The organism is Streptomyces sp. NPDC046985 (genome assembly GCF_040644415.1).
In the GTDB taxonomy this organism is placed as follows: domain Bacteria; phylum Actinomycetota; class Actinomycetes; order Streptomycetales; family Streptomycetaceae; genus Streptomyces.
Genome location: NZ_JBEYWK010000001.1, coordinates 304,371 through 329,682, shown reverse-complemented (window position 1 = coordinate 329,682; position 25,312 = coordinate 304,371). Strand labels below are relative to the sequence as shown.

Here is a 25,312-nt window from a genome sequence, read left to right as displayed (position 1 = left end):
GTTCCCCTGCGCCTCCTCGCCTCCCGTTCCCCTGCGCCTCCTCGCTTCCCTCGCCGCTGACGCTCGCGACGGCCGCGAGCCCGTCGACTCCTTTGGTCTGCCGCAGTCCGCAGTCCGCAGTCCGCAGTCCGCAGTCCGCAGCCCCAGCCCGTCGTCTGCCGTCCGCTCCCTCGCCGCGCCCCGCGTAGGCTCCGGCGCATGACCCAACGGATCGTGGTGGTGGGCGCCGCCCTGCTCGACGGCGGCCGTCTGCTCGCCGCGCGCCGCAGCGCGCCCGAGGAGCTGGCGGGGCGCTGGGAGCTGCCCGGCGGCAAGGTCGAGCCGGGCGAGTCGCCCGAGGCGGCGCTCGTGCGCGAACTGCGCGAGGAACTGGGCGTGGAGGCCGAGACCGTCGAGCGGGTTCCGGGCAGTTGGCCGCTGCGGACCCCGTACGAACTGCGGGTGTGGACCGCGCGTCTGCGTCCCGGTTCCGCCGCTCCCGAGCCGCTGGAGGACCACGACGAGCTGCGCTGGCTCACGATGTCCGAGATCTGGACGGTCCCGTGGCTGGATCAGGACGTTCCCGCGGTACGGGCCGTCCTGCCGTATCTCACCGGCGCCCCGCGGGGTGCGTGAACCGGCTCACGCGCTCGCGTCCGGAGCGGTAGTGGCCGTCCGATACCGGGTATGGGCCCCGTAACCCCATGAAAAAGGGCATGGGCGGGCTCGTTGGCCTGGGAAGTGATCGGTGTGATCGACACCGAAGACGACTGCGCCGAGTGGACCCTCCGCGCGGACCCCAGCGCGGTGCGCACCGCTCGGGCCGCCGTGCGCGGGCAGTTGCGCCGGTGGGAGCTGGACAGCGTGGGCGACACGGCGGCGCTGCTGGTGAGCGAGCTGGTCACCAACTCGCTGCGGCACGCCAGCGGTCCCATCGGTCTGCGGCTGGTCCGTCCCGCAGGACTGTCCCGCGTGCTGCTGGTCGAAGTCTCCGACCCGCTTCCGGAACTGCCCCGCGAACGCAGGCCCCGCCTCGACGAGGAGAGCGGGCGCGGCCTGCAACTGGTCGCCTCCGCGTCCCGCCGCTGGGGCACCCGGCCGGACGCCGCCGGCAAGACGGTCTGGTTCGAACTGGCCGTACCGGCCGGGAACGGCCGCCGTCCGGGCGGCGGCACGGTCGAGCACCGGCAGCGCGCCGGTGAGGCGTGCCCCTGACCTGACGCCCCCGCGCGGCGCTCACCTTTGGCGTCCTGGCGCGCCCCTCGCGCGAGGCTTCCGCGTGACGCCCGGCCGTGGCTGCGGGAAGTGGCTGTACGACGTGGCTGCGGGAAACCGAGAGAACCGGGGGATTCGACTGGGTGTCGCCTGGTTAGAAGACTCAGTGTGTTATCGCAGGCCGGACCGAAAAGCGTCGGGAAGGTGCTGTGATCGTGAACACCGTGTTGTGCGCTGCCGTAGTGCTGGATACTGCGGTCAGCCGCCCCCGGCGACCGGTGCCGGACGCGGTGAGCTGGAGGGGACGGTTCGCGTGAGCGAGATACCAGCGAAGGCCACGGAGTCCGAGGACCCGTCGGACGGCGCGGGCACGGGGTCTGTGGGCGCCGCTGCCCGCGTCCGGCCGCCCGTGGACGCGATGTGGCAGAGCAGTCCGCCCGGCTCCATCTACGACTACATCAAGGTCGCGTCCTTCTCCATCGGCCCCGACGGGCACGTCGACCAATGGAGCCTGCGCGCCGAGCAGTTGCTGGGCATTCCCGCCGAGCGGGCCGTCGGCATGGACCCCATCGACGCGTTCGTCGAGCCCAGTCTGCGCGAGCAGGGCCAGCGCAAGATGGCCGAGATCCTGGACGGACGCGAGTGGACCGGCGTGGTGCCCGTCCGGCTCCCCGCCCTGGCCGACGACGACGGAGCCAGTCGGGGCGAGGGCGGCGCCGGCCGGGAAGACGGCGGAAACGGCCGGGGCGGCAGCGCGCAAGGCCCGGACGCGGCCTCGTCGCGCGCCCGGAGCGGACTCGCCGAGGTCTACGTCATGCCGACCCGCACCGCTGAGGGCGACAAGGCCGCCGTCTGCATCGTCGTCGACGTCCGCACCCTGCGCAGCATCGAAACGGACCTCGCCGCATCTCAGGCGATTTTCGGTCAATCTCCGTTCGGCTTCCTGCTGCTCGACCCCGAGCTGCGGATCCGCCGCGCCAACCGGCGCTTCGCCTCCATCTTCGGCGGCACGCCGGACCGCCACCGGGGCAAGGGCGTGCACGACTACCTCCCGCGAGCCGAGGCGGACCGGGTCACCGCCACCCTGCGCCTCGTGCTGGAGAACGGCGAGTCCATCACGGACATGCACGTCACCGGCTACGTCCCCGGGTCCGACGAGCGCCGCCACTGGTCCATCAACCTCTACCGCGTGCACGGCGGCAGCGGCCGGCCCATCGGCATCGCCTGGCTCGGCACCGACGTCACCGCCCGCCGCGCCGCCGCCCGCGAGGCGGCCGCCGCCCGGCGCAACCTCGCCCTGCTCAACGAGGCCGGGGCCCGCATCGGCACCTCCCTGGACCTGGAGACCACCGCCCGCGAACTCCTCGACGTCGTGGTCCCCGGCTTCTGCGACCTGGCCACCGTCGACCTCTACCAGGGGCTGCTGGCCGGTGACGAGACCCCGCCCGGCCTCGCCGACGGCAGCGCCGAACTGCGCCGCGTCGCCTTCGCCAGCGCCGTCTCCGGGGCGCCCCTGCCCGGCGGCGGCGAACCCGTCGAGGTCGGCGCCGTACACCACTACTCCTTCAACTCCCGTTGCGCCGACGCCCTGCGCACCGGCCGCCCGCAGCTCGTGCCCGGCGAGGAGGGCGGTCCGGTGCAGTCCACGCTGGCCGTGCCCATGGTCGCCCACGACACAGTCGTCGGGATCGCGCAGTTCGCGCGGACCAAGGGCAGCGAGCCGTTCGGCGACCGCGACCGCGCCCTGGCCGTGGAACTGGCCGCCCGCGCCGCCGTCTGCATCGACAACGCCCGCCTCTACCGGCGTGAGCACGAACGCGCGTTGATACTCCAGCGCTCCCTGCTGCCGCCCGGCGACCCCGAGGCGTCCGGACTGGACATCGCCTGCCGCTACCTGCCCGGCAACGCGGCCACCGGACGGCCCAGCGAGGTCGGCGGCGACTGGTTCGACGTCATCGAACTGCCCGGCCACCGCACCGCCTTGGTCGTGGGCGACGTCATGGGCCGGGGCCTGCGCGCCGCCGTCGCCATGGGCGAACTGCGCACCGCTGTCCGTACGTTGGCGCTGCTCGACCTCGAACCGGCCGAAGTGCTCTCGCAACTGGACGAGATCGCCCGCGGCCTCGGCGCGCCCGGCGGCGTGCAGCAGGCCACGCGCGCCGCCCGCCGCCCCCGCGAGGCCGACCTCTCCGAGGTCTACCTGGCGACCTGCGTCTACGCCGTCTACGACTCGGTCACCCGCAGGTGCACGTTCGCCAACGCGGGCCACCTGCCGCCCGTCCTGGTCGAGCCGGGCGAGTCGGCGCTGATGCTGGACGTGCCGCCCGGCCTGCCGCTGGGCGTCGGCGGCGAGCCCTTCGAGGAGGTCGAGGTCGAACTCCCCGAGGGCGCGCTGCTCGCCCTCTACACCGACGGTCTGGTCGAGTCGCGCGACCATCCGCTCGACGAGGGCCTCCAGGCGTTCGTGGGCGCGCTGACGGACCCCCATCAGCCGCTGGAGGACGTCTGCGACCACGTCCTGCACACCCTCGGCAGCCACCACGGCGAGGACGACATCGCCCTGCTGATGGCGCGCGTGCAGGGGCTGCCCGCCGAGTCCGTCGGCGACTGGACGCTGCCCCGCGAGCCGCGCAGCGTCGGCCGCGCGCGCGAGTACGCCCGCTCGCAACTGCTCGCCTGGGACATGGAACCGCTGGTCGACACCACCGAACTCCTCGTCAGCGAACTGGTGACCAACGCGCTGCGCTACGGCGAGGGCGAGATCAGACTGCGGCTGCTGCTGGACCGCACCCTGGTGTGCGAGGTGTGGGACTCCGGGCTCGTCCAGCCGCGCCGCCGCCGAGCCCGCGACACGGACGAGGGCGGCCGGGGCCTGCAACTGGTCGGCCTGCTCAGCGCCGCCTGGGGCTCCCGCCGCACCCCGCTCGGCAAGACGGTCTGGTTCGAACTCCCGCTCCCCGACGGCGAGAACACGCTGACGGACCCGGCGGAGGCCCTGCTGAGCCTCTTCTGACCCCGCCGCGGGGCGCGGACGCGAGCCGTCGAACGCCGCCGAGTCGGGCACGGCCGCGAAACCCGCCCGCGCTCACCGGCGCCGTCGATCGCGGCGCCGTTTCACCAAGGCGCGGGGCTCACCGAGGCGCCGGGTCCGCTGTGGTGCCTAGCCCGTCGTGTCGCCGGGTCCGCCGTGGTGCCTGGCCCGTCGTGACACCAAGGCCACCACGGTGCCGGGGCCGCTGCGGAGGGCGGCGTCGGCGGCAGCGTGTACGCGATCCGCGGCGCGGAGGCGGCGAGGCTTCGGTGCGGCTGCGGCTGCGGCCGCTGGGCGTGCCGCGACTACCGGGGCCGCCGCCCCGGCCTCCGCCGTCCCCGGCGAGCGGCCTTCGCGGCGCGGCCGCCTCGCGCTCGGCGGGGGCGCCTGCCGGTCGGGTTGGGTCGGCCGCCGCCCGGGGTCGTACGCCTCCTCTTCCGCCGGGTGCGCCGTACGGAGCCGTATCCGGCGAGCACGGCGGCCGCCGCCGCGGCGACCAGCGGCAAGGCGAGGTCGGCGCGCGAGGTCTCGTCCCGAGCCGGTGCGGCGGCCGGGCGCCTCGTGCCGCCCCGGTTCGCTGGCTCGATCAGGATCACCGGTCCAGCGCCGACCACCGGCCCGCTCCCGACCACCTGCTCGTTACGAACCACCGGCCCGTTTCGCGGCATCGCCGCCACGGCGGTCACTGCCCCGGCGCCGTCGAGCGCCGCCCCCATGAGGACCAGCCACCCGACCCCCACCGCGCACGCCTGTACGGCACACCGTCGCGCCGCGTGCCGCAGGCCCGCCTGCCGCAGGGCGGCGTACCGCCGAGCCGCTCGCCCCCGGCCCGTGTACCGCCGTGCCGTCCGCCGCAGGGCCATGCCTCGCAGGGCCGCCCGCCGTCGGGCCGCCCACCACCGAGCCGCTCGCCCCCGGCCCGCGTACCGTCCGGCCGCCCGCCGCAGGGCCACGCCTCGCAGGCCCGCCCGTCGTCGGGCCGCCCGCCGCTGGGTCGCGCGCCGTAGGACCGTTCGGGGCTGGGGTGACGTCACACGGGGGAGCGTAGGACCGCCCGACCGGCCAGGCGAGCGCCGTTCGCGCCGGTGTCCGCGCCGGCGCCACCGACGCGGGGCGGAACGGTACGGAGGGGGCGCATGCACCCACAGACGCGCCCGCCACCCCACCCGGCCGACGCGCGGCCCCCACATCCCGCCCCACCGCACGCCTCCGCCCGGGGACCGACCGGGACCGTCGCTCGGCTGCCGGCACCGCGCCGCACGCTCCCCGGCCCGGTCGGCCGGCACCCGGCCCCCGCATCGCACCGCGCCACAGACCTCTTGCCCGCACCACCCCCCGTCACACGTGCCCCGCCCCCCTACTCCCCCCGAGTGACATTCCCCCCACCCCTCGCCGTGTCGGCGGCGAGCGGCGAACCCTTTCGCCTTCAGTGGGCCATAGATCTGATCAGCACCAAATACCGCCAAACGTGAACACGCCCCATGGATGGCCCTACCCGTGCCGCCACCCGTGCCCACCGGCGGGGGCGGCTCTTCGGAGGTAGCACAGATGTCGTACGACGGTGTCAAACCGGGCACGGCCGTGCGCTCGGTCATGCGCTCGGTCGCCTTTCTGACCGCAGGCGTCCTCGCGGCGCCCCTGCTGGCCGGCTGCGGCTCCGACGACGAGGGCAGCAAGCCGCTGGCCGGGCAGGACATCGCGCCCGCCGCCCGCGCCAGCGTCGCCGACGGGGGCACGCTGCGCTGGGCCGTGGACGCGATGCCGCAGACGCTGAACGCCTACCAGGCGGACGCCGACGCGGGCACCGCCCGGATCGCCCAGGCCGTGCTGCCCGCCATGTTCCGCGTCGGCGCCGACGGGCGCCCGCAGCGCGACGCCGACTACCTCGACTCGGCCCGGGTGACGGAGACCGAGCCCCAGCAGGTGGTCGTCTACCGGCTCAACCAGCAGGCGGTCTGGAGCGACGGCCGCGAGATCGGCGCGGACGACTTCGCCGCCCAGTGGCGCGCGCTGTCCGGCAAGGACTCCGCGTTCTGGACCGCGCGCAACGCCGGTTACGACCGCATCGAGAAGGTGGAGCGCGGCGCCAACGGCCTGGAGGTCAAGGTCACCTTCAGCCGCCCCTACGCCGACTGGCGGTCGCTGTTCTCGCCGCTGTACCCCAAGGACGTCACCGGCGCCGCGAACGAGTTCAACGACGGCGCCCGCAAGAAGCTCAAGGCCACCGCGGGCCCCTTCACGGTGCGCGACATCGACACCAAGGACAAGGACGTCGTCCTCTCCCGCAACCCGCGCTGGTGGGGCCGTCCGGCCAAGCTGGACCAGATCGTGCTGCACCAGGTCGACCCCGGCAAGCGGGCCGACGCGCTCGCCGACGGCGCCGTGGACGTGGCCGACCTCGACCCCTCCGACGCCGACCGGGTCACCCGGGGCGCCGGCCAGGCCGGCGCCCCGTTCCAGGGGCCGGCCGGCGGACGCACCGCCGCCAAGGCGCCGCGCTCCGGGGCGCTCGCGCAGGGGTCCGGCGCCCCCGACGCCGAGGTCTCCCTCCGGCAGCAGCTCGGGCTGCGCGACGTCACCGTGCGCAAGTCCCTGGAGCCCGCCTACACCCAGCTCGCCCTCAACGGCGCCGGCGGCCCGCTCGCCGACGAACGGGTCCGGCATGCGGTGGCGCGCGCCCTGAACCGCACGGAACTCGCCGAGCTGGTGCTGAAGCCGCTCGGCCTGCCCGCCGTCCCGGTCGGCAGCCACCTCGCCCTGTCCGGCCAGGACGCCTACGCCGACAGCAGCGACGCGCTGGGCGGGCAGGACACCGCGCAGGCCCGTGCGCTGCTCGCGGACGCCGGCTGGGTCCCCGGTGCGGTCAAGGACCAGAAGCAGGGGAGCAAGGCGGCCGGCGCCCCGGCGGTCCCGGGCACGGACGGCTCGCCCGGCTCCCCGGGCGCCGCGAACGACGGCACGTACATCGTCGGCGTCAACGACCATGTGGAGGACGACAAGGCGCCGCGCCGGCACAAGGGCGACGCGCCGGGGGGCGCCCAGGAGAAGAGCGGAGACGGCGGCGGCGCCCGTCAGCTCGTCCAGGACGGCCGGCAGTACGCCCGGGAGCGCGTGCGGCAGGGGCACGCGCCCGGCGCGTACGCCCCGCGCGGCACCGCCGCCCCCGCCGACGCCAGGACCGCGCCGCTGGCCAAGGACGGCAAGCCGCTCACGCTCCGCTTCGTGCTGCCCTCCGGCCCCGGCTCGGACACGCTGGCCAAGGTCGCCGGCCGGATCTCGGCGATGCTCGACGCGGTCGGTATCGGCACGGAGATCACCAAGGTCGCCGACGAGAGCTACTTCCGCGACCACATCGCCGCCGGGCAGTACGACCTCGCCCTGTACTCCTGGCCCTCCTCGCCCTACCCGGCCACCGACGCCCGCCCCGTCTACGCCAAGCCCCTCCCGGCCGCCGACGGCTCCCTGAACGTCCAGCAGAACTACACCCGCGTCGGCACCGACCAGATCGACCAGCTCTTCGACCAGGCGGCCGCCGCGCTCGACGAGGACCAGGAGAGGGACCTCGTCCGCAAGGCCGACGCGCGCATCTGGGCGAACGCCGGCTCCATCCCGCTCTACCAGCGGCCCCAGCTCGTGGCCGCCCGCGCCTCCCTGGTCAACGTGGGCGCCTTCGGTTACCAGACCCCGGTCTTCGAGGACATGGGCTTCCTCAAGAAGGGAGCCAAGGCGTCGCCGTCGCCCTCGTCCTGACGCCCTCCGGGCCGCCGCCGAGGTCCTCCTTGGGCCTTCGCGGCGGCGGCCCCGTAGCATGGGGTGAGGCCGTGGCATGTTCAGCCCGGCAGGGCGCGCGTGCCGAGGACGTACGCGCAGCCGTCCGCACACTCCGGGAGTACGCCTCAATATGGCCGCGTCCACTACGCGTCACGACATCCGCAACGTCGCCATCGTCGCTCACGTCGACCACGGCAAGACGACCATCGTCGACGGCATGCTCAAGCAGGCCGGCGCCTTCGCCGCCCACCAGCTCGACACCGTCGACGACCGCATGATGGACTCGAACGACCTGGAGCGTGAGAAGGGCATCACGATCCTCGCCAAGAACACGGCGGTGAAGTACCACCCCAAGGACGGCGGGGACCCGATCACGATCAACATCATCGACACGCCGGGCCACGCCGACTTCGGCGGCGAGGTCGAGCGCGGCCTGTCGATGGTGGACGGCGTGGTGCTGCTGGTCGACGCCTCCGAGGGTCCGCTGCCGCAGACCCGCTTCGTGCTGCGCAAGGCCCTCCAGCAGCGCCTGCCGGTCATCCTGTGCATCAACAAGACGGACCGTCCGGACTCCCGCATCGACGAGGTCGTCAACGAGACCTACGACCTCTTCCTCGACCTGGACGCGGACGAGGAGCAGATCGAGTTCCCGATCGTCTACGCCTGCGGCCGTGACGGCGTCGCGTCGCTGACCAAGCCGGACAACGGCACGGTCCCGTCCGACAGCGACAGCCTGGAGCCGTTCTTCTCCACCATCCTGGCGCACATCCCGGCCCCGACGTACGAGGAGGACGCGCCGCTCCAGGCGCACGTCACCAACCTCGACGCCGACAACTTCCTCGGCCGCATCGCGCTGCTGCGCGTGGAGCAGGGCGAGCTGCGCAAGGGCCAGACGGTCGCGTGGATCAAGCGCGACGGCACCGTGCAGAACGTGCGGATCTCCGAGCTGATGATGACCGAGGCGCTCACCCGCAAGCCCGCCGAGAAGGCCGGGCCGGGCGACATCTGCGCCGTCGCCGGCATCCCGGACATCATGATCGGCGAGACGCTGGCCGACCCGGAGAACCCGGTCGCGCTGCCGCTGATCACGGTGGACGAGCCCGCGATCTCCATGGTCATCGGCACCAACACCTCCCCGCTGGTGGGCCGCGGCGGCACCGGCAAGGGCGCCGACGCCAAGGCCGTCGTCAAGGACCGCAAGGTCACCGCCCGTCAGGTCAAGGACCGCCTGGACCGCGAGCTGGTCGGCAACGTGTCCCTGCGCGTCCTGGAGACCGAGCGCCCCGACGCGTGGGAGGTGCAGGGCCGCGGCGAGCTGGCGCTGGCCATCCTGGTCGAGCAGATGCGCCGCGAGGGCTTCGAGCTGACCATCGGCAAGCCGCAGGTGGTCACCAAGGAGATCGACGGCAAGGTCTACGAGCCGGTCGAGCGCATGACGGTCGACGTGCCCGAGGAGCACATGGGCGCCGTCACGCAGCTCATGGGCGTGCGCAAGGGCCGGATGGACAACATGTCCAACCACGGCTCCGGCTGGGTGCGCATGGAGTTCGTCGTGCCCTCCCGCGGTCTGATCGGCTTCCGCACCGAGTTCCTCACCCAGACCCGCGGCACGGGCATCGGCCACTCCCTCCACGAGGGCTTCGAGCCCTGGTTCGGCACGCTCCAGACCCGTAACAACGGCTCCCTGGTCGCCGACCGCTCCGGCTCGGTCACCGCGTTCGCGATGACCAACCTCCAGGAGCGCGGCGTGCTGTTCACCGACCCGGGCACCGAGGTGTACGAGGGCATGATCGTCGGCGAGAACTCGCGCGCCGACGACATGGACGTGAACATCACCAAGGAGAAGAAGCTCACCAACATGCGGTCCTCGACCGCCGACGTGGCCGAGTCGATCGTCCCGCCGCGCAAGCTCTCCCTGGAGCAGTCCCTGGAGTTCTGCCGCGACGACGAGTGCGTGGAGGTGACCCCGGAGGCGGTCCGCATCCGCAAGGTCGTCCTCGACCAGCGCGACCGCGCCCGCGCCGCCAGCCGCGCCAAGCACGGCTGAGCCGCGCCGGCCGCCCGAGCGCCGCTGAGCGGCTGGCCGACGACGTGAACGAGGGGCCCGCACGGCACATGCCGTGCGGGCCCCTCGTCGTCACAGGCGGCCCCGCCCGGGTCGTCACGGCCGTACAGGGTTTTCCCTACAAACGTGCGCCGGGTCACCCGCTCGGGGTCCGGTGGGCCGGGATGCGTTGTTAGAGTCACCTAACTGGGGCCTTATCGGGCCTCGCGGGCCGGTCTGTCCCCTTACCGGAGCCTTACCGGACCCCGCCGCATGCCCACGGCGTCGACTGCATCCGCTCCGCCGTTCGCGCAACCGGTTTTCCAGCCGTTCTGTCCGCTGTACGGACAGCTATGCCCGATAGTTGTGTAACAAGTCCGTTTCGCATGGATCTTTCACCAAACCCTTTGTCCGGATTTTGGAAGAAGTGGGCGGCAGGTGTGATCGAACCGAGACCTCGAAGGTGTGGTTCGTCCCGCTGGGCATGGCAGATAGTTAGGCGCGTAGAGCTCGGGTGAACGGGTCAAGCGCTGAAGGCGCCGCCGACTCACGAGCGCGGGGTACCTGACCGTTTCAGGCACCGGTGACGGTGACGCGTCGCGTACCCCTCCATGCGGTGAACCAATGGACTCATGAGGAGGAACCCATGCGCGGTGCCAAGAGTGCCAAGTGGGTGGCGATGGCCGCGGTTGTGGCGCTGGGAGTCACGGCCTGCGGTGGCGGGAGCAGCGACTCGGGCGACGGCGGCTCGCGCAAGGTCGACCCGAACGGCACGTTCAGCTACCAGAGCAACGAGCCGCAGCACCCGATCCTGCCGGCCAACGTCATGGAGACCGGCGGCGGCCACATCACCGACGCCCTCTTCAGCGGCCTCGCCGACTACAACGCCAAGTCGGGCAAGCTGGAGAACCTGGTCGCCGAATCCCTCAAGCAGGACGACGCCAGCCACTACACCATCACGGTGAAGAAGGGCTGGACCTTCCACAACGGCGAGCCGGTCACGGCCCACTCCTTCGTCGACGCCTGGAACTGGGCCGCCGACACCAAGAACGCGCAGCAGAACGCGTCCTGGTTCTCGGACATCAAGGGCTTCACCGACGTCCACCCGGACAAGGGCGCCCCGAAGACCGACAAGATGTCCGGTCTGACCACGCCGGACGACTACACCATCAAGGTCGAGCTGGCCAACCCGGTTCCGTACTGGACCTACAAGCTGGGCTACAGCGCCTACTACCCGCTGCCCAAGGCGTTCTACTCGGACCCGAAGAAGTTCGGCCAGGAGCCGATCGGCAACGGCGCCTACCAGTTCGTGAAGTGGAACCACAACCAGGACTTCCAGGTCAAGCGGTACGACAAGTACATGGGGCCGAAGCCGAAGAACGGCGGCATCGACTTCAAGTTCTACACGACCTCTGAGGCCGCCTACCAGGACGCCGTCTCCGACAACCTGGACGTGCTGGACCAGGTCGCGCCGACCGACATGGCCAAGTACCACCAGGACCTCGGCAAGCGCGCCGTCGACGCCCCGCAGAACGCGATCCAGACGATCGCCGTGGCCGAGTACGCGCCGACGATCAAGAGCCTGAAGGACCGCGGGAAGTTCATCGCGGGCCTGTCCATGGCCATCGACCGCGCCACCATCACCAAGACGGTGCTGGCCGGCTCGCGTGAGCCCGCCACCGGCTACGTCCCGCCGGCCGTCGAGGGCTACAAGGCCAACGCCTGCGGCGACGCCTGCGTCTACAACCCGACGAAGGCCAAGCAGCTCGTGCAGGAGGCGGGCGGCGCCAACGCGACCATCTCGATCCTGTACAACGCCGACGGCGGTCACAAGGAGTGGGTGACGGCCGTGTGCGCCAACATCACCCAGAACACCGGCGTCAAGTGCGACGGCGACTCGAAGGCCGACTTCAAGACGGCGCTCGACGTCCGCACCAAGAAGAAGGTCCAGAGCCTCTACCGCTCCGGCTGGGTGCAGGACTACCCGCTGAACGCCAACTTCCTCAAGGACCTCTACGGCACCACCGCGGCGGGCAACGAGGGCGGCTACTCCAACAAGACGTTCGACCAGCTCGCTGCCAAGGCTGACAAGGCCGCTACGCTGGACGAGTCGGTCAAGCTGTACCAGGACGCCGAGGCGGCCCTGTACAAGGACATGCCGGCGATCCCGCTCTGGTACTACAAGACGAACGCTGGCTACTCGAAGAACGTCGAGGACGTCAGCTACGACACCTTCGGCAAGCCGGTTTACGCGGACGTCGAGGTCTTCAAGAAGTAAAGGGCCGTTACGGTCGATTCACCGAGGCGCCCGCGCTGGCCGCGGGCGCCCCACCGTTCACGATCGACGGCCGCACCTCCCACACCCAGGTGACCGCGGCAGGTGCGGCCGTCTGAACGGCTCACAATGGAGGCTCGATGGGGCGCTACGTCGCGAGGCGACTGCTCCAGATGATCCCGGTCTTCTTCGGGACCACTCTGCTCATCTTTCTGATGGTCTACTCCCTGCCAGGCGACCCCGTGCGGGCGCTGTGGGGCGACCGGCCCGCCGATCCCCAGGCGATGGCACAGTTGCGTCACGAGTACTGGCTGGACCGGCCGGTGCTGGAGCAGTACTGGCACTACATCAGCAACGTGTTCCAGGGGAACTTCGGCACCAGCTTCGTGACCGGACGCAAGGTCGTGGACGTCATGTCCGAGGTCTTCCCGGTGACGGTCCGGCTCGCCCTGGTCGCCTTCGCCATCGAGATCGTGGTCGGCCTGGCCCTGGGCCTGCTGTCCGGTCTGCACCGCGGCAAGTTCTACGACAAGCTCGTCCTGGTCATCACCCTTTTCCTGGTGTCCATCCCGATCTTCGTGCTGGGCTTCGTCGCGCAGACCGTCTTCGGCAACCAGCTCGGCTGGGTGACCCCGACCGTGCAGGACTCCAACGACATCAGTCAGCTCCTGCTGCCGGGCATCATCCTCGGCTCGCTGTCCTTCGCGTACGTCGCGCGGCTCAGCCGGACCTCCATCGCCGAGAACCTCCGCGCCGACTACGTGCGCACGGCCGTGGCCAAGGGCCTGCCGCGCCGCCGCGTCATCGGCGTCCACCTGCTGCGCAACTCGCTGATCCCGGTGGTCACCTTCCTCGGCACCGACCTGGGCGCCCTGATGGGCGGCGCCATCGTCACCGAGGGCATCTTCAACGTGCACGGCATCGGCAACACGCTGTACCGGTCGATCAACCAGTCCGACAACACCACGGTGGTCGGCATCGTCACCGTCCTGGTGATCGTCTACCTGGTCTCCAGCCTCCTCGTCGACCTGCTCTACGCCGTCCTGGACCCGAGGATCCGCTATGTCTGAGGCACTCACCACCGAAGCGGCCCTGGAGAGCGCGGTGACCGCCGCGGCGCCGCCGAACCCCTCCCCGGAGAAGCCGCGCAGCCTCTGGTCGGACGCATGGCGGGACCTGCGCCGCAACCCGTTCTTCGTGATCTCGGGTGTGCTGATCGTCGTGCTGATCGTCATCGCGATCGCTCCGGGCCTGTTCACCTCCACCGACCCCAAGCACGCGGACCTCGCGCACCACTACCTGACCGGCCCGAACTGGAGCCACCTGGGCCAGGCCGACTGGTTCGGCTACGACGGCCAGGGCCGCAGCGTGTACTCCCGTGCCCTCTACGGCGCCCGCGCCTCGATCGTCGTCGGCATCTTCACCACCCTCGGCGTCGCCCTCCTGGGCAGCGTGACGGGCATGCTCGCCGGCTACTACGGCGGCTGGCTCGACGCCGTGCTGTCCCGCGTCACCGACGTGTTCTTCGGCATCCCGCTGCTGCTCGGCGCGATCGTCGTCCTCAACGCCTTCACCCACCGCACGGTGTGGACCGTGGTGGCCGCACTGGTCTTCCTCGGCTGGACCCAGATCACCCGTGTCATGCGCGGTTCGGTGATCACCGTCAAGCAGCAGGACTTCGTGCAGGCCGCGCGGGCGCTCGGCGCCGGCACCGGACGGATCCTGGTGCGACACGTCCTGCCCAACGCGGTGGCCCCGGTCATCGTGATCTCCACGATCGCGCTCGGCGGCTACATCTCGCTGGAAGCGACCCTGTCCTTCCTGGGCATCGGCCTGCCGGCCAGCACGGTCTCCTGGGGCAACGACATCTCGTCCGCGCAGACCGTCATCCGTACCGCGCCGCACGTGCTGTTCTTCCCCAGCGCCATGCTGAGCCTCACCGTGCTCGCGTTCATCATGCTCGGCGACGCGGTCCGCGACGCCCTCGACCCGAAGCTGCGCTGAGGGAGGCGTACGTGACCACCATCGAAGACACCGCCCCCGCCCCCGTCTCCGACGAGAGCTACCAGGGCCCCCTGCTCGAAGTGCGCGACCTGCACGTGGAGTTCCACACCCGGGACGGCGTGGCCAGGGCCGTCAACGGCGTGAACTACAGCGTGAGCGCCGGCGAGACCCTGGCCGTGCTCGGCGAGTCGGGCTCCGGCAAGTCGGTGACCGCGCAGGCCGTCATGGGCATCCTCGACATGCCGCCCGCGAAGATCCCGCGCGGCGAGATCCTCTTCCGCGGCCAGGACATGCTCCGGATGTCCGCCGAGGAGCGCCGCAAGATCCGCGGCCGCCGGATCGCCATGATCTTCCAGGACGCGCTCAGCTCCCTTAACCCGGTGCTGTCCGTCGGCTACCAGCTCGGCGAGATGTTCCGCATCCACCTCGGCCTCTCCAAGAAGGAGGCCAAGGCCAGGGCGATCGAGCTGATGGACCGGGTGAAGATCCCGGGCGCCGCCGCCCGCGTGAACGACTACCCGCACCAGTTCTCCGGCGGCATGCGCCAGCGCATCATGATCGCCATGGCGCTGGCCCTGGAACCCGACCTGATCATCGCCGACGAGCCGACCACGGCGCTCGACGTGACGGTCCAGGCCCAGGTCATGGACCTGCTCGCCGATTTGCAGCGCGAGTACAACATGGGTCTGATCCTGATCACCCACGACCTCGGCGTGGTCGCGGACGTCGCCGACAAGATCGCGGTGATGTACGCGGGCCGGATCGTGGAGACCGCCCCGGTGCACGAGCTGTACAAGCGGCCGGCGCACCCGTACACGCGGGGCCTGCTGGACTCGATCCCGCGCCTGGACCAGAAGGGCCAGGAGCTGTACGCGATCAAGGGTCTGCCGCCCAACCTGCTGCGCACCCCCGCCGGCTGCGCGTTCAACCCGCGCTGCCCCAAGGCCGAGGACATCTGCCGCACGGACGTCCCGCCGCTGCACCCGGTCACCGAGCCGGACGGCGCCGAGCTGCCCGGCCGCGGCTCGGCGTGCCACTTCTGGAAGGAGACGATCCGTGGCTGAGCTGACGAAGGACGACGGGGTCGACGCCACGCCCAACGTCTCCGAGGTCGAGGTGGTCGCCGCGGCCACCGAGGACGAGGCGGTCGCCGCGGTCGAGGCGCCCGTCGAGCGGGGCGAGCCCATCCTCCAGGTGCGCGACCTGGTCAAGCACTTCCCGCTGACCCAGGGCATCCTGCTCAAGCGCCAGATCGGCGCGGTGCGGGCCGTCGACGGGATCTCCTTCGACCTGCACCAGGGCGAGACCCTGGGCATCGTGGGCGAGTCCGGCTGCGGCAAGTCGACGGTGGCCAAGCTCCTGATGAACCTGGAGCGGGTCTCCTCCGGCGAGATCTTCTACAAGGGCCAGGACATCACCAAGCTGTCCGGGCGCGCGCTGAAGGCGGTCCGGCGCAACATCCAGATGGTGTTCCAGGACCCGTACACCTCGCTCAACCCGCGCATGACGGTGGGCGACATCATCGGCGAGCCGTTCGACATCCACCCGGAGGCCGCGCCGAAGGGCGACCGGCGCCGCAAGGTGCAGGAACTGCTCGACGTCGTCGGCCTCAACCCGGAGTACCTCAACCGCTACCCGCACCAGTTCTCCGGCGGCCAGCGCCAGCGCATCGGCATCGCCCGCGGCCTCGCGCTCAACCCCGAGATCATCATCTGCGACGAGCCGGTCTCCGCGCTGGACGTGTCCGTGCAGGCGCAGGTGATCAACCTGATGGAGCGGCTCCAGGACGAGTTCAACCTGTCCTACATCTTCATCGCGCACGACCTGTCGATCGTCCGGCACATCTCCGACCGGGTCGGCGTGATGTACCTCGGCAAGATGGCCGAGATCGGCTCCGACACGCAGATCTACGACCACCCGACGCACCCCTACACCCAGGCGCTGCTGTCGGCGGTCCCGGTGCCCGACCCGGAGGCCCGCGAGCACCGCGAGCGGATCATCCTCACCGGCGACGTGCCCTCCCCGGCCAACCCGCCCTCGGGCTGCCGCTTCCGCACCCGCTGCTGGAAGGCGCAGGACAAGTGCGCGCAGGAAGTGCCCGTGCTGGCGGTCCCCGAGGTGTTCAAGGGCTTGGACACCCCGGCGGCCCACGAGTCGGCCTGCCACTTCGCCGAGGAGAAGGACGTCGTCCACGCGGTGTAGTCCCTCGCCGCGACGACGGAGCGCACACCGACGCCGGTCCCCGGCGCCCTCCCCAGGGCGCCGGGGACCGGCGTCCGTGCGTGGAGCGCGCGCCCGCGCTGACGGCCCGTACGCTGATCTGCGCCGACGGCCCGTACGGCTGACCTGCGCCGGTGACCTGCGCCGACGACCCGTATGGCTGACTCGCGCCGGCGATCCGTACGGCCGACCCGCGCCGACCCGCGCCGGGGAGCCGCACGGCTGACCCGTGCGGCTGCGCGCCGTACGGCTGCACCGCGGTCCCGGGCCGGTGCGGCGACCATCCGATACGCGGCTTGTCTGCTGATATGGGAAAGGGTCGCCGGTCCGTCCGGGCGCGGCGCCCCGGCCGCCGCCCGCCCGCCGTCCCCGCAGGAGCCGCCCATGCGCGCAGGTCTCCGCGTGGCGTGCGCCGCGGGGCTGGCGGCGGCCGCGCTGCCGCTCGCCGCCTGCGGAAGCGGCCCCGGCCCCGCCGGGGGCAGCGTGCTCAGCGCGTCCTGGGGCGACCCGCAGAGCCCGCTGGAGCCGGCCGACACCAACGAGGTGCAGGGCGGCAAGGTGCTCGACATGGTCTTCCGCGGCCTGAAGCGGTACGACCCGAGGACCGGCAAGGCCGAGAACATGCTCGCCGAGCGGATCGCCGCCTCCGACGCGCGCACCTACACCGTCACCGTCAAGGACGGCTGGCGGTTCAGCGACGGCGAACCGGTCACCGCGCGGTCCTTCGTCGACGCCTGGAACTACGGCGCGAGCCTGCGCGACCACCAGAAGAACGCCTACTTCTTCGGCTACATCGAGGGCTACGACCAGGTCCACCCCGACACCGGCGCGCAGCGCGCCGACACCCTGTCCGGGCTGCGCGTCACCGGCCCGCGGACCTTCACCGTCCGGCTGAACCAGAAGTTCTCCGGCTTCCCCGACACCCTGGGATACGCCGCCTTCGCCCCGCTGCCCCGGACCTTCTTCACCCACCACCGGGCGTGGCTGGACAAGCCCGTCGGCGACGGGCCGTACACCATCGCGTCGTACACCCAGGGCGCGCAGATGTACCTGAAGAAGTGGGACGGCTACCCCGGGCCGGACAAGGCGCGCAACGACGGCGTGACCCTGATGGTCTACACCGACGCCGACACCGCCTACACCGACGTGCTCGCCGGCAACCTCGACCTGGTCGACGACATCCCCGCCGGCCAGCTCAAGAACGTGCGCTCCGACCTCGCGGGCCGCTACATCGACACGCCGGCCGGCATCCTCCAGACCCTGGCGTTCCCGTACTACGACCCGGCGTGGCGCAGCGCCGGGGCGCGCAAGGTCCGCACCGGGCTGTCCATGGCCGTCGACCGGGCGCAGATCACCAGGACGCTCTTCCGGGGCACCCGCACCCCGGCCACCGACTGGACCTCGCCCGTCCTCGGCGCGGACGGCGGCTACCGGGCCGGGCTGTGCGGACACGCCTGCGCCTGGGACCCCGCCGGGGCGCGCAAGCTGATCCGCGAGGGCGGCGGCCTGCCCGGCGGCCAGGTGCGCATCGCGTACAACGCCGACTCGGGCTCGCACAAGGAGTGGGTGGACGCCGTGTGCCACTCCATCGACAACGCGCTCGGCGACGACCGGGCCTGCGTGGGGAGTCCGGTCGGGACCTTCGCCGACTTCCGCGACCAGATCTCGCGTTCCCGGATGACCGGGCCGTTCCGGGCCGGCTGGCAGATGGACTACCCCCTGATCCAGAACTTCCTCCAGCCGCTGTACTACACCGGCGCCTCCTCCAACGACGGCAGGTGGTCGGACCAGCGCTTCGACCGGCTCGTCGACCAGGCGAACGCCGAGACCGGCCGGCGCCGGGCGATCGGCCTGTTCCAGCAGGCCGAGGGCGTGGTCCGCGACGAGATGGCCGCCATCCCGCTGTGGTACCAGAACGGCAGCGCCGGCTACTCCGACCGGCTGCACCACGTGGCGCTGAACCCCTTCAGCGTCCCCGTCTACGACGAGATCACGGTCGGCTGAGCCGCCATGGGACCTTACGTCGCACGGCGCCTGCTCCAGATGGTCCCGGTGTTCTTCGGGGCCACGCTGCTGATCTTCCTGATGGTCAACGTGATGGGCGACCCCGTCGCCGGGCTGTGCGGCGAACGCGCCTGCGACTCGGCCACCGCGGCCCAGCTCACCCGGGAGTTCGGCCTCGACCAGCCGCTGTGGCGGCAGTACGCGGTCTACCTGGGGAACGTCTTCGCCGGGGACTTCGGGACCGCGTTCAACGGCCAGCCGGTCACCGCGCTGATGGCCGCCGCCTTCCCCGTCACCGTCCGGCTCACCCTCGTCGCCGTCGTCTTCGAGGTCGTCGTCGGCGTCGGCCTGGGCGTCGTGACCGGGCTGCGCCGCGGCCGGCCGGTGGACACCGCGGTCCTGCTGGGCACCCTCGTGGTCGTCTCCGTGCCCACCTTCGTCACCGGCCTGCTGCTGCAACTGCTGCTCGGCGTCCAGTGGGGATGGATCCGCCCCTCGGCGCCGCCGGAGGCGTCCTTCGACGAGCTGATCGTGCCCGGCCTGGTCCTCGCCTCCGTCTCCCTCGCCTACGTCACCCGGCTGACCCGCACCTCGCTCGCGGAGAACCTGCGCGCCGACTACGTCCGCACGGCCGTCGCCAAGGGCCTGCCGCGGCGCCGGGTGATCGTCCGGCATCTGCTGCGCAACTCGCTGATCCCCGTGGTCACCTTCGTCGGCACCGACGTCGGGGCGCTGATGGGCGGCGCCGTCGTCACCGAGCGCATCTTCAACGTGCACGGCGTCGGCTACCAGCTCTACCAGGGCATCCTGCGCCAGAACACGCAGACGGTCGTCGGCTTCGTCACCGTCCTGGTGCTCGTCTTCCTGGTCGCCAACCTGCTGGTCGACCTGCTGTACGCCGTGCTCGACCCGAGGATCCGCTATGCCTGAGCAGGAGCCCCACGAGCCTCACGAGCCCCGACGCGCCGTCGCGGGCGCCGGGACGGGCGGCGGGACGGACCTGGCGGCGAGCGAGGCGACCAGCCGGGAACGGGACGCGCGGCCGGGCGGTCCGCGCGGGGATGGACCGCGGGACCGGCCGCGGTCGCTGTGGTCCGACGCCTGGCACGACCTGCGCCGCAACCCCGTCTTCCTGCTCTCCGCGCTGGTGATCTGCTTCCTGCTGCTCATCGCCCTCTGGCCCTCGCTGATCGCCCCGGGCGACCCGTTGCGGTGCGACCTGGCCCGCGCACAGGACGGGCCGCGCGCGGGCCACCCGTTCGGCTTCGACGGCCAGGGCTGCGACGTCTACACCCGCACCGTGCACGGCGCCCGCGCCTCCGTCACGGTCGGCGTCTGCGCCACCCTCGGAGCAGCCGTCCTCGGGTCCGTGCTGGGCGGCCTCGCCGGGTACTTCGGCGGAGTGTGGGACGCGGTGGCGTCGCGGCTCACCGACGTCTTCTTCGCCGTCCCGGTCGTCCTCGGGGGACTGGTGCTGCTGTCGGTGGTGACCAGCGACACCGTCTGGCCGGTCGTCGGGTTCATCGTGCTGCTGGGCTGGCCGCAGATCTACCGCATCGCCCGCGGCTCGGTCATCGCCGCGCGCCAGCACGACTACGTGCAGGCCGCCCGCGCCCTGGGCGCCTCGCCCGCCCGCATCCTGCTGCGCCACATCGCGCCCAACGCGGTCGCCCCGGTGATCGTGGTCGCCACCCTCGCGCTCGGCACGTACATCGCCCTGGAGGCCACCCTGTCCTACCTCGGCGTGGGGCTGAGGCCGCCGAGCGTGTCCTGGGGCATCGACGTCTCCGCCGCCTCGCCCTACATCCGCAACGCCCCGCACGCGCTGCTGTGGCCCGCCGGGGCGCTGGCGATCACGGTGCTGGCCTTCATCATGCTCGGCGACGCGGTGCGCGACGCCCTCGACCCGAAGCTGAGGTGACGGCCGCGTGCTGCTCGAAGTCGACGACCTGCGCGTGGAGTTCCGCCTCCGGGACGGCGTCGCGCACGCGGTCAACGGCGTCTCCTTCCAGGTGGAGGCGGGCGAGACGCTGGCCGTGCTCGGGGAGTCCGGCTGCGGCAAGTCGGTGACCGCGCAGGCCGTCATGGGCATCCTCGACACGCCTCCCGGCCGGATCGCCGGCGGAAGGATCCTCTTCCAGGGCCGGGACCTGCTGGCGCTCAAGGAGGAGGAGCGGCGGAGGCTGCGCGGCGCCGGCCTCGCGATGATCTTCCAGGACGCGCTGTCCGCGCTGAACCCCGTGATGACCGTCGGCGCCCAGCTCGCGGAGATGTTCACCGTGCACCGGGGCATGTCCCGCAAGGACGCCCGCGGGCGGGCGGTGGAGCTGATGGACCGGGTGCGCATCCCGGCGGCCGCGCAGCGCGTGCGCGACTACCCGCACCAGTTCTCCGGCGGCATGCGCCAGCGCGTCATGATCGCCATGGCGCTGGCCCTGGAACCGGCGCTGGTCATCGCGGACGAGCCGACCACCGCGCTGGACGTGACGGTCCAGGCCCAGGTCATGGACCTGCTCGCCGAGTTGCAGCGGTCCTACGCCATAGGTCTGATCCTGATCACCCACGACCTGGGCGTGGTCGCCGACGTCGCGGACCGGATCGCGGTGATGTACGCGGGCCGGATCGTCGAGTCCGCCCCCGTGCACGCCCTCTACAAGAGCCCCGCCCACCCCTACACGCGCGGCCTGCTCGACTCCGTGCCGCGCCTGGACCGCAAGGGCCGGGAGCTGTACGCGATCAAGGGCCTGCCGCCCAGCCTCGCCCGCATCCCCTCCGGCTGCGCCTTCCACCCGCGCTGCCCGCTCGCCCGGGACGTGTGCCGCACCGACCGGCCGCCGCTGTACCCGGTGGACGAACGGCGCGGCGCCGCCTGCCACTTCTGGAGGGAGTGCCTGGATGGCTGAGCCGCGGTCCGAGCCGATCCTGCGGGTGCGGGGGCTGGTCAAGCACTACCCGCTCACCCGGGGCGTCCTCTTCCGCAGACAGGTCGGCGCGGTCCGGGCGGTGGACGGCGTCGACTTCGACCTCGCCGGGGGCGAGACCCTGGGCGTCGTGGGGGAGTCCGGCTGCGGCAAGTCGACCGTGGCGCGGCTGCTGTGCAGCCTGGAGCGGCCCACGGCGGGCGAGATCCGCTATCGCGGCGAGGACGTCGCCACGCTGTCCGGGCGGGCGCTGAAGGCGGTGCGCCGCAACATCCAGATGGTGTTCCAGGACCCGTACACCTCGCTCAACCCGCGCATGACGGTGGGCGACATCGTCGGCGAGCCCTTCGAGATCCACCCCGAGGCGGCCCCGAAGGGCGACCGGCGCCGGAGAGTGCGGGAACTGCTCGACGTCGTCGGCCTGAACCCGGAGTACGTCAACCGCTACCCGCACCAGTTCTCCGGCGGCCAGCGCCAGCGCATCGGCATCGCCCGCGGCCTCGCGCTGCGCCCCGAGATCATCGTCGCCGACGAGCCGGTCTCCGCGCTCGACGTCTCCGTGCAGGCGCAGGTGATCAACCTGATGGAGCGGCTCCAGGACGAGTTCGACCTGTCGTACGTCTTCATCGCGCACGACCTGTCGGTCGTCCGGCACATCTCCGACCGGGTCGCCGTCATGTACCTGGGCCGCGTCGTCGAGACGGGCACGGACGAGGAGATCTACGACCACGCCACCCACCCCTACACCCAGGCGCTGCTGTCCGCCGTGCCGGCGCCCGACCCGGAGGGGCGCGAGCGCCGCGAGCGGATCGTCCTCACCGGCGACGTGCCCTCCCCGGCCGACGTGCCCTCCGGCTGCCGCTTTCGCACCCGCTGCTTCAAGGCCCGGGAGCGCTGCGCCCGCGAGGTCCCCGCGCTGGCCGTGCCGGAACGGTTCCGCGGCGCCGGCGGCCCGGCGGCCCACGACTCCGCCTGCCTCTTCGCGGAGGAGCGGCGGACGCCGGCTTAACGCATCGGCAACTCGGCGGAAGCGCGGCCGATATACGCGCGCGGCACGGTGAAGGACGTACGGCCGTGCGGGTGCCGTGAAACGGGCCGGGGCGCGTCATGTCGCCCCGGCCCGTTGCCGTGCCCGCTCCTCGGTCCCGGCGTCCGGTCCCGCTCCCCGGTTCCGGCGTCCGATCCCGCTCCCCGGTCCCAGCGCCCGGGTCCGGCGCCCGTCGCTCAGGCCAGACCCAGGGACCGCTTCAGGAAGTCCACCTGGAGCAGCAGCAGGTTCTCCGCGACCTGCTCCTGCGGCGTCATGTGGGTGACCCCGGACAGCGGCAGCACCTCGTGCGGGCGCCCCGCTGCCAGCAGCGCGGAGGACAGCCGCAGCGCGTGCGCGACGACCACGTTGTCGTCGGCGAGACCGTGCACGATCATCAGCGGACGGTGCGGCTCGGCCGCCGCGGACAGCCCGTCGTCGGTGACGAGCGAACTCAGGGCGTACGACTCCGGGTCGGCGGCCGGATCGCCCAGGTAGCGCTCGGTGTAATGGGTGTCGTACAGCCGCCAGTCGGTGACCGGGGCGCCCGCGATGCCGGCGTGGAAGACGTCGGGGCGGCGCAGCACGGCCAGGGCGGCGAGGTAGCCGCCGTAGGACCAGCCGCGGATCGCCACCCGGCCGAGGTCCAGCGGATGGGTCTCGGCGAGGTCCCGCAGCGCCTCGATCTGGTCGTCCAGGGTGACCGTGAAGTCCCGGTGGACGGCCTTCTCCCAGGCGGGGGAGCGGCCCGGGGTGCCGCGGCCGTCGGCGACGACCACGGCGAACCCCTGGTCGGCGAACCACTGGGAAGTGAGGTGCGCGTTGTGCGCGGCGAGCACGCGGGGGCCGTGCGGGCCGCCGTAGGGGTCGAGGAGGACCGGCAGCGGCGCGGCGGCAGTGTCACGGGGGTAGTCCTTAGGCATAAGCACGGCGCACGGAATCTGCCGTGCGCCCCCCTGGGTGAGGATCACGCGCGGGGTGAGACCCGGATCCTCGGCGTGCGAGGCGATGACCGCGCTCCGCGCGCCGTCCCGCAGCACCCGGGCCTGGGCGCCGGGCCGGTCCAGCGTCGCGGAGACCAGCACGGTCACCTCCCCGGAGCGCACCGCCGTGTGCACGCCCGGCTCCTGGCTCACCCGCTCCACGCCCAGCTCGCTGACCCGGTAGACGTGCACCTCGCCGGTCTCCGGGTCCGCGGCCTCGGCCCCGGCCGACGCGGTGACCAGAACGTCCTCGTCGCCCACGTCCAGCACCGCGCGGACGTGCAACTGGGCGCCGGTGAGCGGCCGTTCGCCGACCGTCAGGACCCGGGCGCCGCCCTCGTCCGCCACCCGCACGAGCTGTCCGGACGGACTCCAGCAGGGCACGCCGGGAAAAAGATCAAGCCAGACCGGATCTTCGTCGGCGTGCACCATCCGGGTCGCCCCCGAGTCCGGGTCCACGGCCAGACACGCCTGGCCGCGCTGGTCCCGCGCCTGCACGAGCAGCAGCGGAGCGCCCGCCGCCGACCAGTGCGCCCGCGCCAGATACGGGTAGCGGTCCCGGTCCCAGACGACCTCGGTCCGCGTCCCGTCCAGCCCGATCACGAACAGCCGCACGTCGGCGTTGGCCGTCCCGGCGGCCGGGTACCGGACCTGGACGGGCTCCCGCTCGGGGTGGGCGGGATCGGAGATCCACCACTGCCTCACCGGCGTGTCGTCCACCCGCGCCGCCAGCAGCCGGTCCCCCTGCGGCGCCCACCAGAAGCCGCGCGAGCGCCCCATTTCCTCGGCCGCGACGAACTCGGCGAGCCCGTAGGCGACGCCCTCGGACTCCGGCTCGGCGAGCGCCCGGTCGCCCTCGCCCTCGGCGCCCACGACCCGCAGCGCGCCCTGGGCGACGTAGGCGACGTGCCGGCCGTCCGGGGAGGGGCGCGGGTCGATCACCGGCCCCGGCACGGGCAGCTCCCGGGCGGTTCCGGCCCGCAACTCGGCTGTGAAAAGCCGCCCCGACAAGGCGAAGGAGGCCAACTCCACGGCCGCGTCGGTGGCGTAGCCGACGATCCCGGCGCCGCCCTCGCGGCTGCGTTCGCGGCGGGCCCGCTCCTGGGGCGAGAGGTCCTCCCCGGCGCCGCCGAGGAGGGCGCGCGGATCGGCCGCCACGCGCTCCCGCCCGCCGGGCAGGTCCAGGACCCGCAGCGAACCGGCCGTGTCGGTACCGGAGTCGGAGCGAAGGAACACGACGCGGGAGGCGTCGGGCGCCACGGTGAACGCACGCGGCGCGCCGAGCGTGAACCGCTGGGTGCGCGCGTGGCGCCGGGGGAAGGAGACAGGCTCGGTGGTCATGCCCCGACCATATTGGCCATGCGCCCCCTCGTGCGGCCGTGCGCGGGACGGTGCGCGCGTGTGGATCGTTATGATCACTACCGCACGGTGGGTATGAACCTGCTGCCCGCTGTGCGGCGTCATCGGATTCACCGGATTCACTTGCGTTCGCTCGTCCGACCCTGCCCCCCCGACCCCCGACCCTCCCGTGTTCAGGGATCTTTGGAGGTGAGCCGCCGTGGCGCTCTCGATTTCGGCGGTGGTGCTGCTGGCGATCATCGTCTTCCTGATGATCAAGAAGTCCGGCCTCAAAGCCGGCCACGCGATCGTGTGCATGCTCCTGGGCTTCTACCTCGCGTCCTCCACGATCGCCCCGACGATCCACCAACTCACCACGAACATCGCGGGGATGATCGGCAGCATCAAGTTCTGAGCAGGCGCGCCCGGTGCCTCGGTGCCTCGGTGCCTCGGTGCCTCGGTGCCTCGGCGTCGCCGGGCGCCCGCACGGTCCTGTGCGG

Annotated in this window: 17 protein-coding genes; 16 read left to right on the top strand and 1 reads right to left on the bottom strand. The window is 72.3% G+C overall.

Annotated elements, in window-relative coordinates; all coding sequences use genetic code 11:
* The first annotated feature begins 198 nt into the window (after nucleotides 1-198).
* From ABZ861_RS01430 to ABZ861_RS01360, 15 genes are all read left to right on the top strand, one after another.
* Nucleotides 199-615: a (deoxy)nucleoside triphosphate pyrophosphohydrolase gene (locus tag ABZ861_RS01430; RefSeq protein WP_361621739.1), complete on the top strand. Its 417-nt coding sequence runs from the start codon at nucleotides 199-201 to the stop codon at nucleotides 613-615.
* Between the two features lie 105 nt (nucleotides 616-720).
* On the top strand, nucleotides 721-1,194 hold the full coding sequence (locus ABZ861_RS01425) for an ATP-binding protein (protein ID WP_361622435.1): 474 nt from the start codon (nucleotides 721-723) through the stop codon (nucleotides 1,192-1,194).
* Between the two features lie 313 nt (nucleotides 1,195-1,507).
* The gene (locus ABZ861_RS01420) at nucleotides 1,508-4,207 is read left to right on the top strand and encodes a SpoIIE family protein phosphatase (RefSeq protein ID WP_361621736.1); all 2,700 of its coding nucleotides are present in this window, start codon (nucleotides 1,508-1,510) and stop codon (nucleotides 4,205-4,207) included.
* Nucleotides 4,208-5,773: 1,566 nt separating this feature from the next.
* A complete protein-coding gene (locus ABZ861_RS01415; protein ID WP_361621733.1) occupies nucleotides 5,774-7,975 on the top strand; it encodes an ABC transporter family substrate-binding protein in 2,202 nt (733 codons plus the stop codon).
* A gap of 151 nt (nucleotides 7,976-8,126) precedes the next feature.
* A complete protein-coding gene (typA, locus tag ABZ861_RS01410) occupies nucleotides 8,127-10,043 on the top strand; it encodes a translational GTPase TypA (RefSeq protein WP_361621730.1) in 1,917 nt (638 codons plus the stop codon).
* A gap of 643 nt (nucleotides 10,044-10,686) precedes the next feature.
* Nucleotides 10,687-12,318 carry an ABC transporter substrate-binding protein gene (locus ABZ861_RS01405; protein ID WP_361621727.1) on the top strand — a complete coding sequence of 544 codons (1,632 nt, stop codon included), beginning with the start codon at nucleotides 10,687-10,689 and terminating at the stop codon, nucleotides 12,316-12,318.
* Nucleotides 12,319-12,455: 137 nt separating this feature from the next.
* On the top strand, nucleotides 12,456-13,385 hold the full coding sequence (locus ABZ861_RS01400; protein ID WP_361621724.1) for an ABC transporter permease: 930 nt from the start codon (nucleotides 12,456-12,458) through the stop codon (nucleotides 13,383-13,385).
* Nucleotides 13,378-14,319 carry an ABC transporter permease gene (locus tag ABZ861_RS01395; RefSeq protein WP_361621721.1) on the top strand — a complete coding sequence of 314 codons (942 nt, stop codon included), beginning with the start codon at nucleotides 13,378-13,380 and terminating at the stop codon, nucleotides 14,317-14,319. Before ABZ861_RS01400 ends, ABZ861_RS01395 begins: the two co-directional genes overlap by 8 nt.
* A gap of 11 nt (nucleotides 14,320-14,330) precedes the next feature.
* Complete coding sequence (locus tag ABZ861_RS01390; RefSeq protein ID WP_361621718.1) at nucleotides 14,331-15,383, top strand: ABC transporter ATP-binding protein; 1,053 nt, start codon at nucleotides 14,331-14,333, stop codon at nucleotides 15,381-15,383.
* Nucleotides 15,376-16,521: a dipeptide ABC transporter ATP-binding protein gene (locus tag ABZ861_RS01385; RefSeq protein WP_361621715.1), complete on the top strand. Its 1,146-nt coding sequence runs from the start codon at nucleotides 15,376-15,378 to the stop codon at nucleotides 16,519-16,521. The genes ABZ861_RS01390 and ABZ861_RS01385 overlap by 8 nt, the downstream gene beginning before the upstream one ends.
* 402 nt (nucleotides 16,522-16,923) lie before the next feature.
* Nucleotides 16,924-18,543 (top strand): ABC transporter substrate-binding protein, encoded by a 1,620-nt coding sequence (locus tag ABZ861_RS01380; RefSeq protein WP_361621712.1) that lies wholly within the window; start codon nucleotides 16,924-16,926, stop codon nucleotides 18,541-18,543.
* 6 nt (nucleotides 18,544-18,549) lie between these two features.
* On the top strand, nucleotides 18,550-19,473 hold the full coding sequence (locus ABZ861_RS01375; RefSeq protein ID WP_361621709.1) for an ABC transporter permease: 924 nt from the start codon (nucleotides 18,550-18,552) through the stop codon (nucleotides 19,471-19,473).
* The gene (locus ABZ861_RS01370) at nucleotides 19,466-20,464 is read left to right on the top strand and encodes an ABC transporter permease (protein WP_361621706.1); all 999 of its coding nucleotides are present in this window, start codon (nucleotides 19,466-19,468) and stop codon (nucleotides 20,462-20,464) included. Before ABZ861_RS01375 ends, ABZ861_RS01370 begins: the two co-directional genes overlap by 8 nt.
* Before the next feature lie 7 nt (nucleotides 20,465-20,471).
* Nucleotides 20,472-21,446, top strand: a complete 975-nt coding sequence (locus ABZ861_RS01365) for an ABC transporter ATP-binding protein (protein ID WP_361621703.1) — start codon at nucleotides 20,472-20,474, stop codon at nucleotides 21,444-21,446.
* The gene (locus ABZ861_RS01360; protein ID WP_361621700.1) at nucleotides 21,439-22,473 is read left to right on the top strand and encodes a dipeptide ABC transporter ATP-binding protein; all 1,035 of its coding nucleotides are present in this window, start codon (nucleotides 21,439-21,441) and stop codon (nucleotides 22,471-22,473) included. The genes ABZ861_RS01365 and ABZ861_RS01360 overlap by 8 nt, the downstream gene beginning before the upstream one ends.
* 215 nt (nucleotides 22,474-22,688) lie before the next feature.
* On the opposite strand, the gene ABZ861_RS01355 is transcribed toward ABZ861_RS01360, so the two are convergent.
* Nucleotides 22,689-24,815 (bottom strand): prolyl oligopeptidase family serine peptidase, encoded by a 2,127-nt coding sequence (locus ABZ861_RS01355; protein WP_361621697.1) that lies wholly within the window; start codon nucleotides 24,813-24,815, stop codon nucleotides 22,689-22,691.
* A gap of 217 nt (nucleotides 24,816-25,032) precedes the next feature.
* Here ABZ861_RS01355 and ABZ861_RS01350 point away from each other — a divergent pair, with 217 nt between their 5' ends.
* Nucleotides 25,033-25,227 carry a hypothetical protein gene (locus ABZ861_RS01350; protein WP_361621694.1) on the top strand — a complete coding sequence of 65 codons (195 nt, stop codon included), beginning with the start codon at nucleotides 25,033-25,035 and terminating at the stop codon, nucleotides 25,225-25,227.
* The last annotated feature ends 85 nt before the right edge of the window (nucleotides 25,228-25,312 follow it).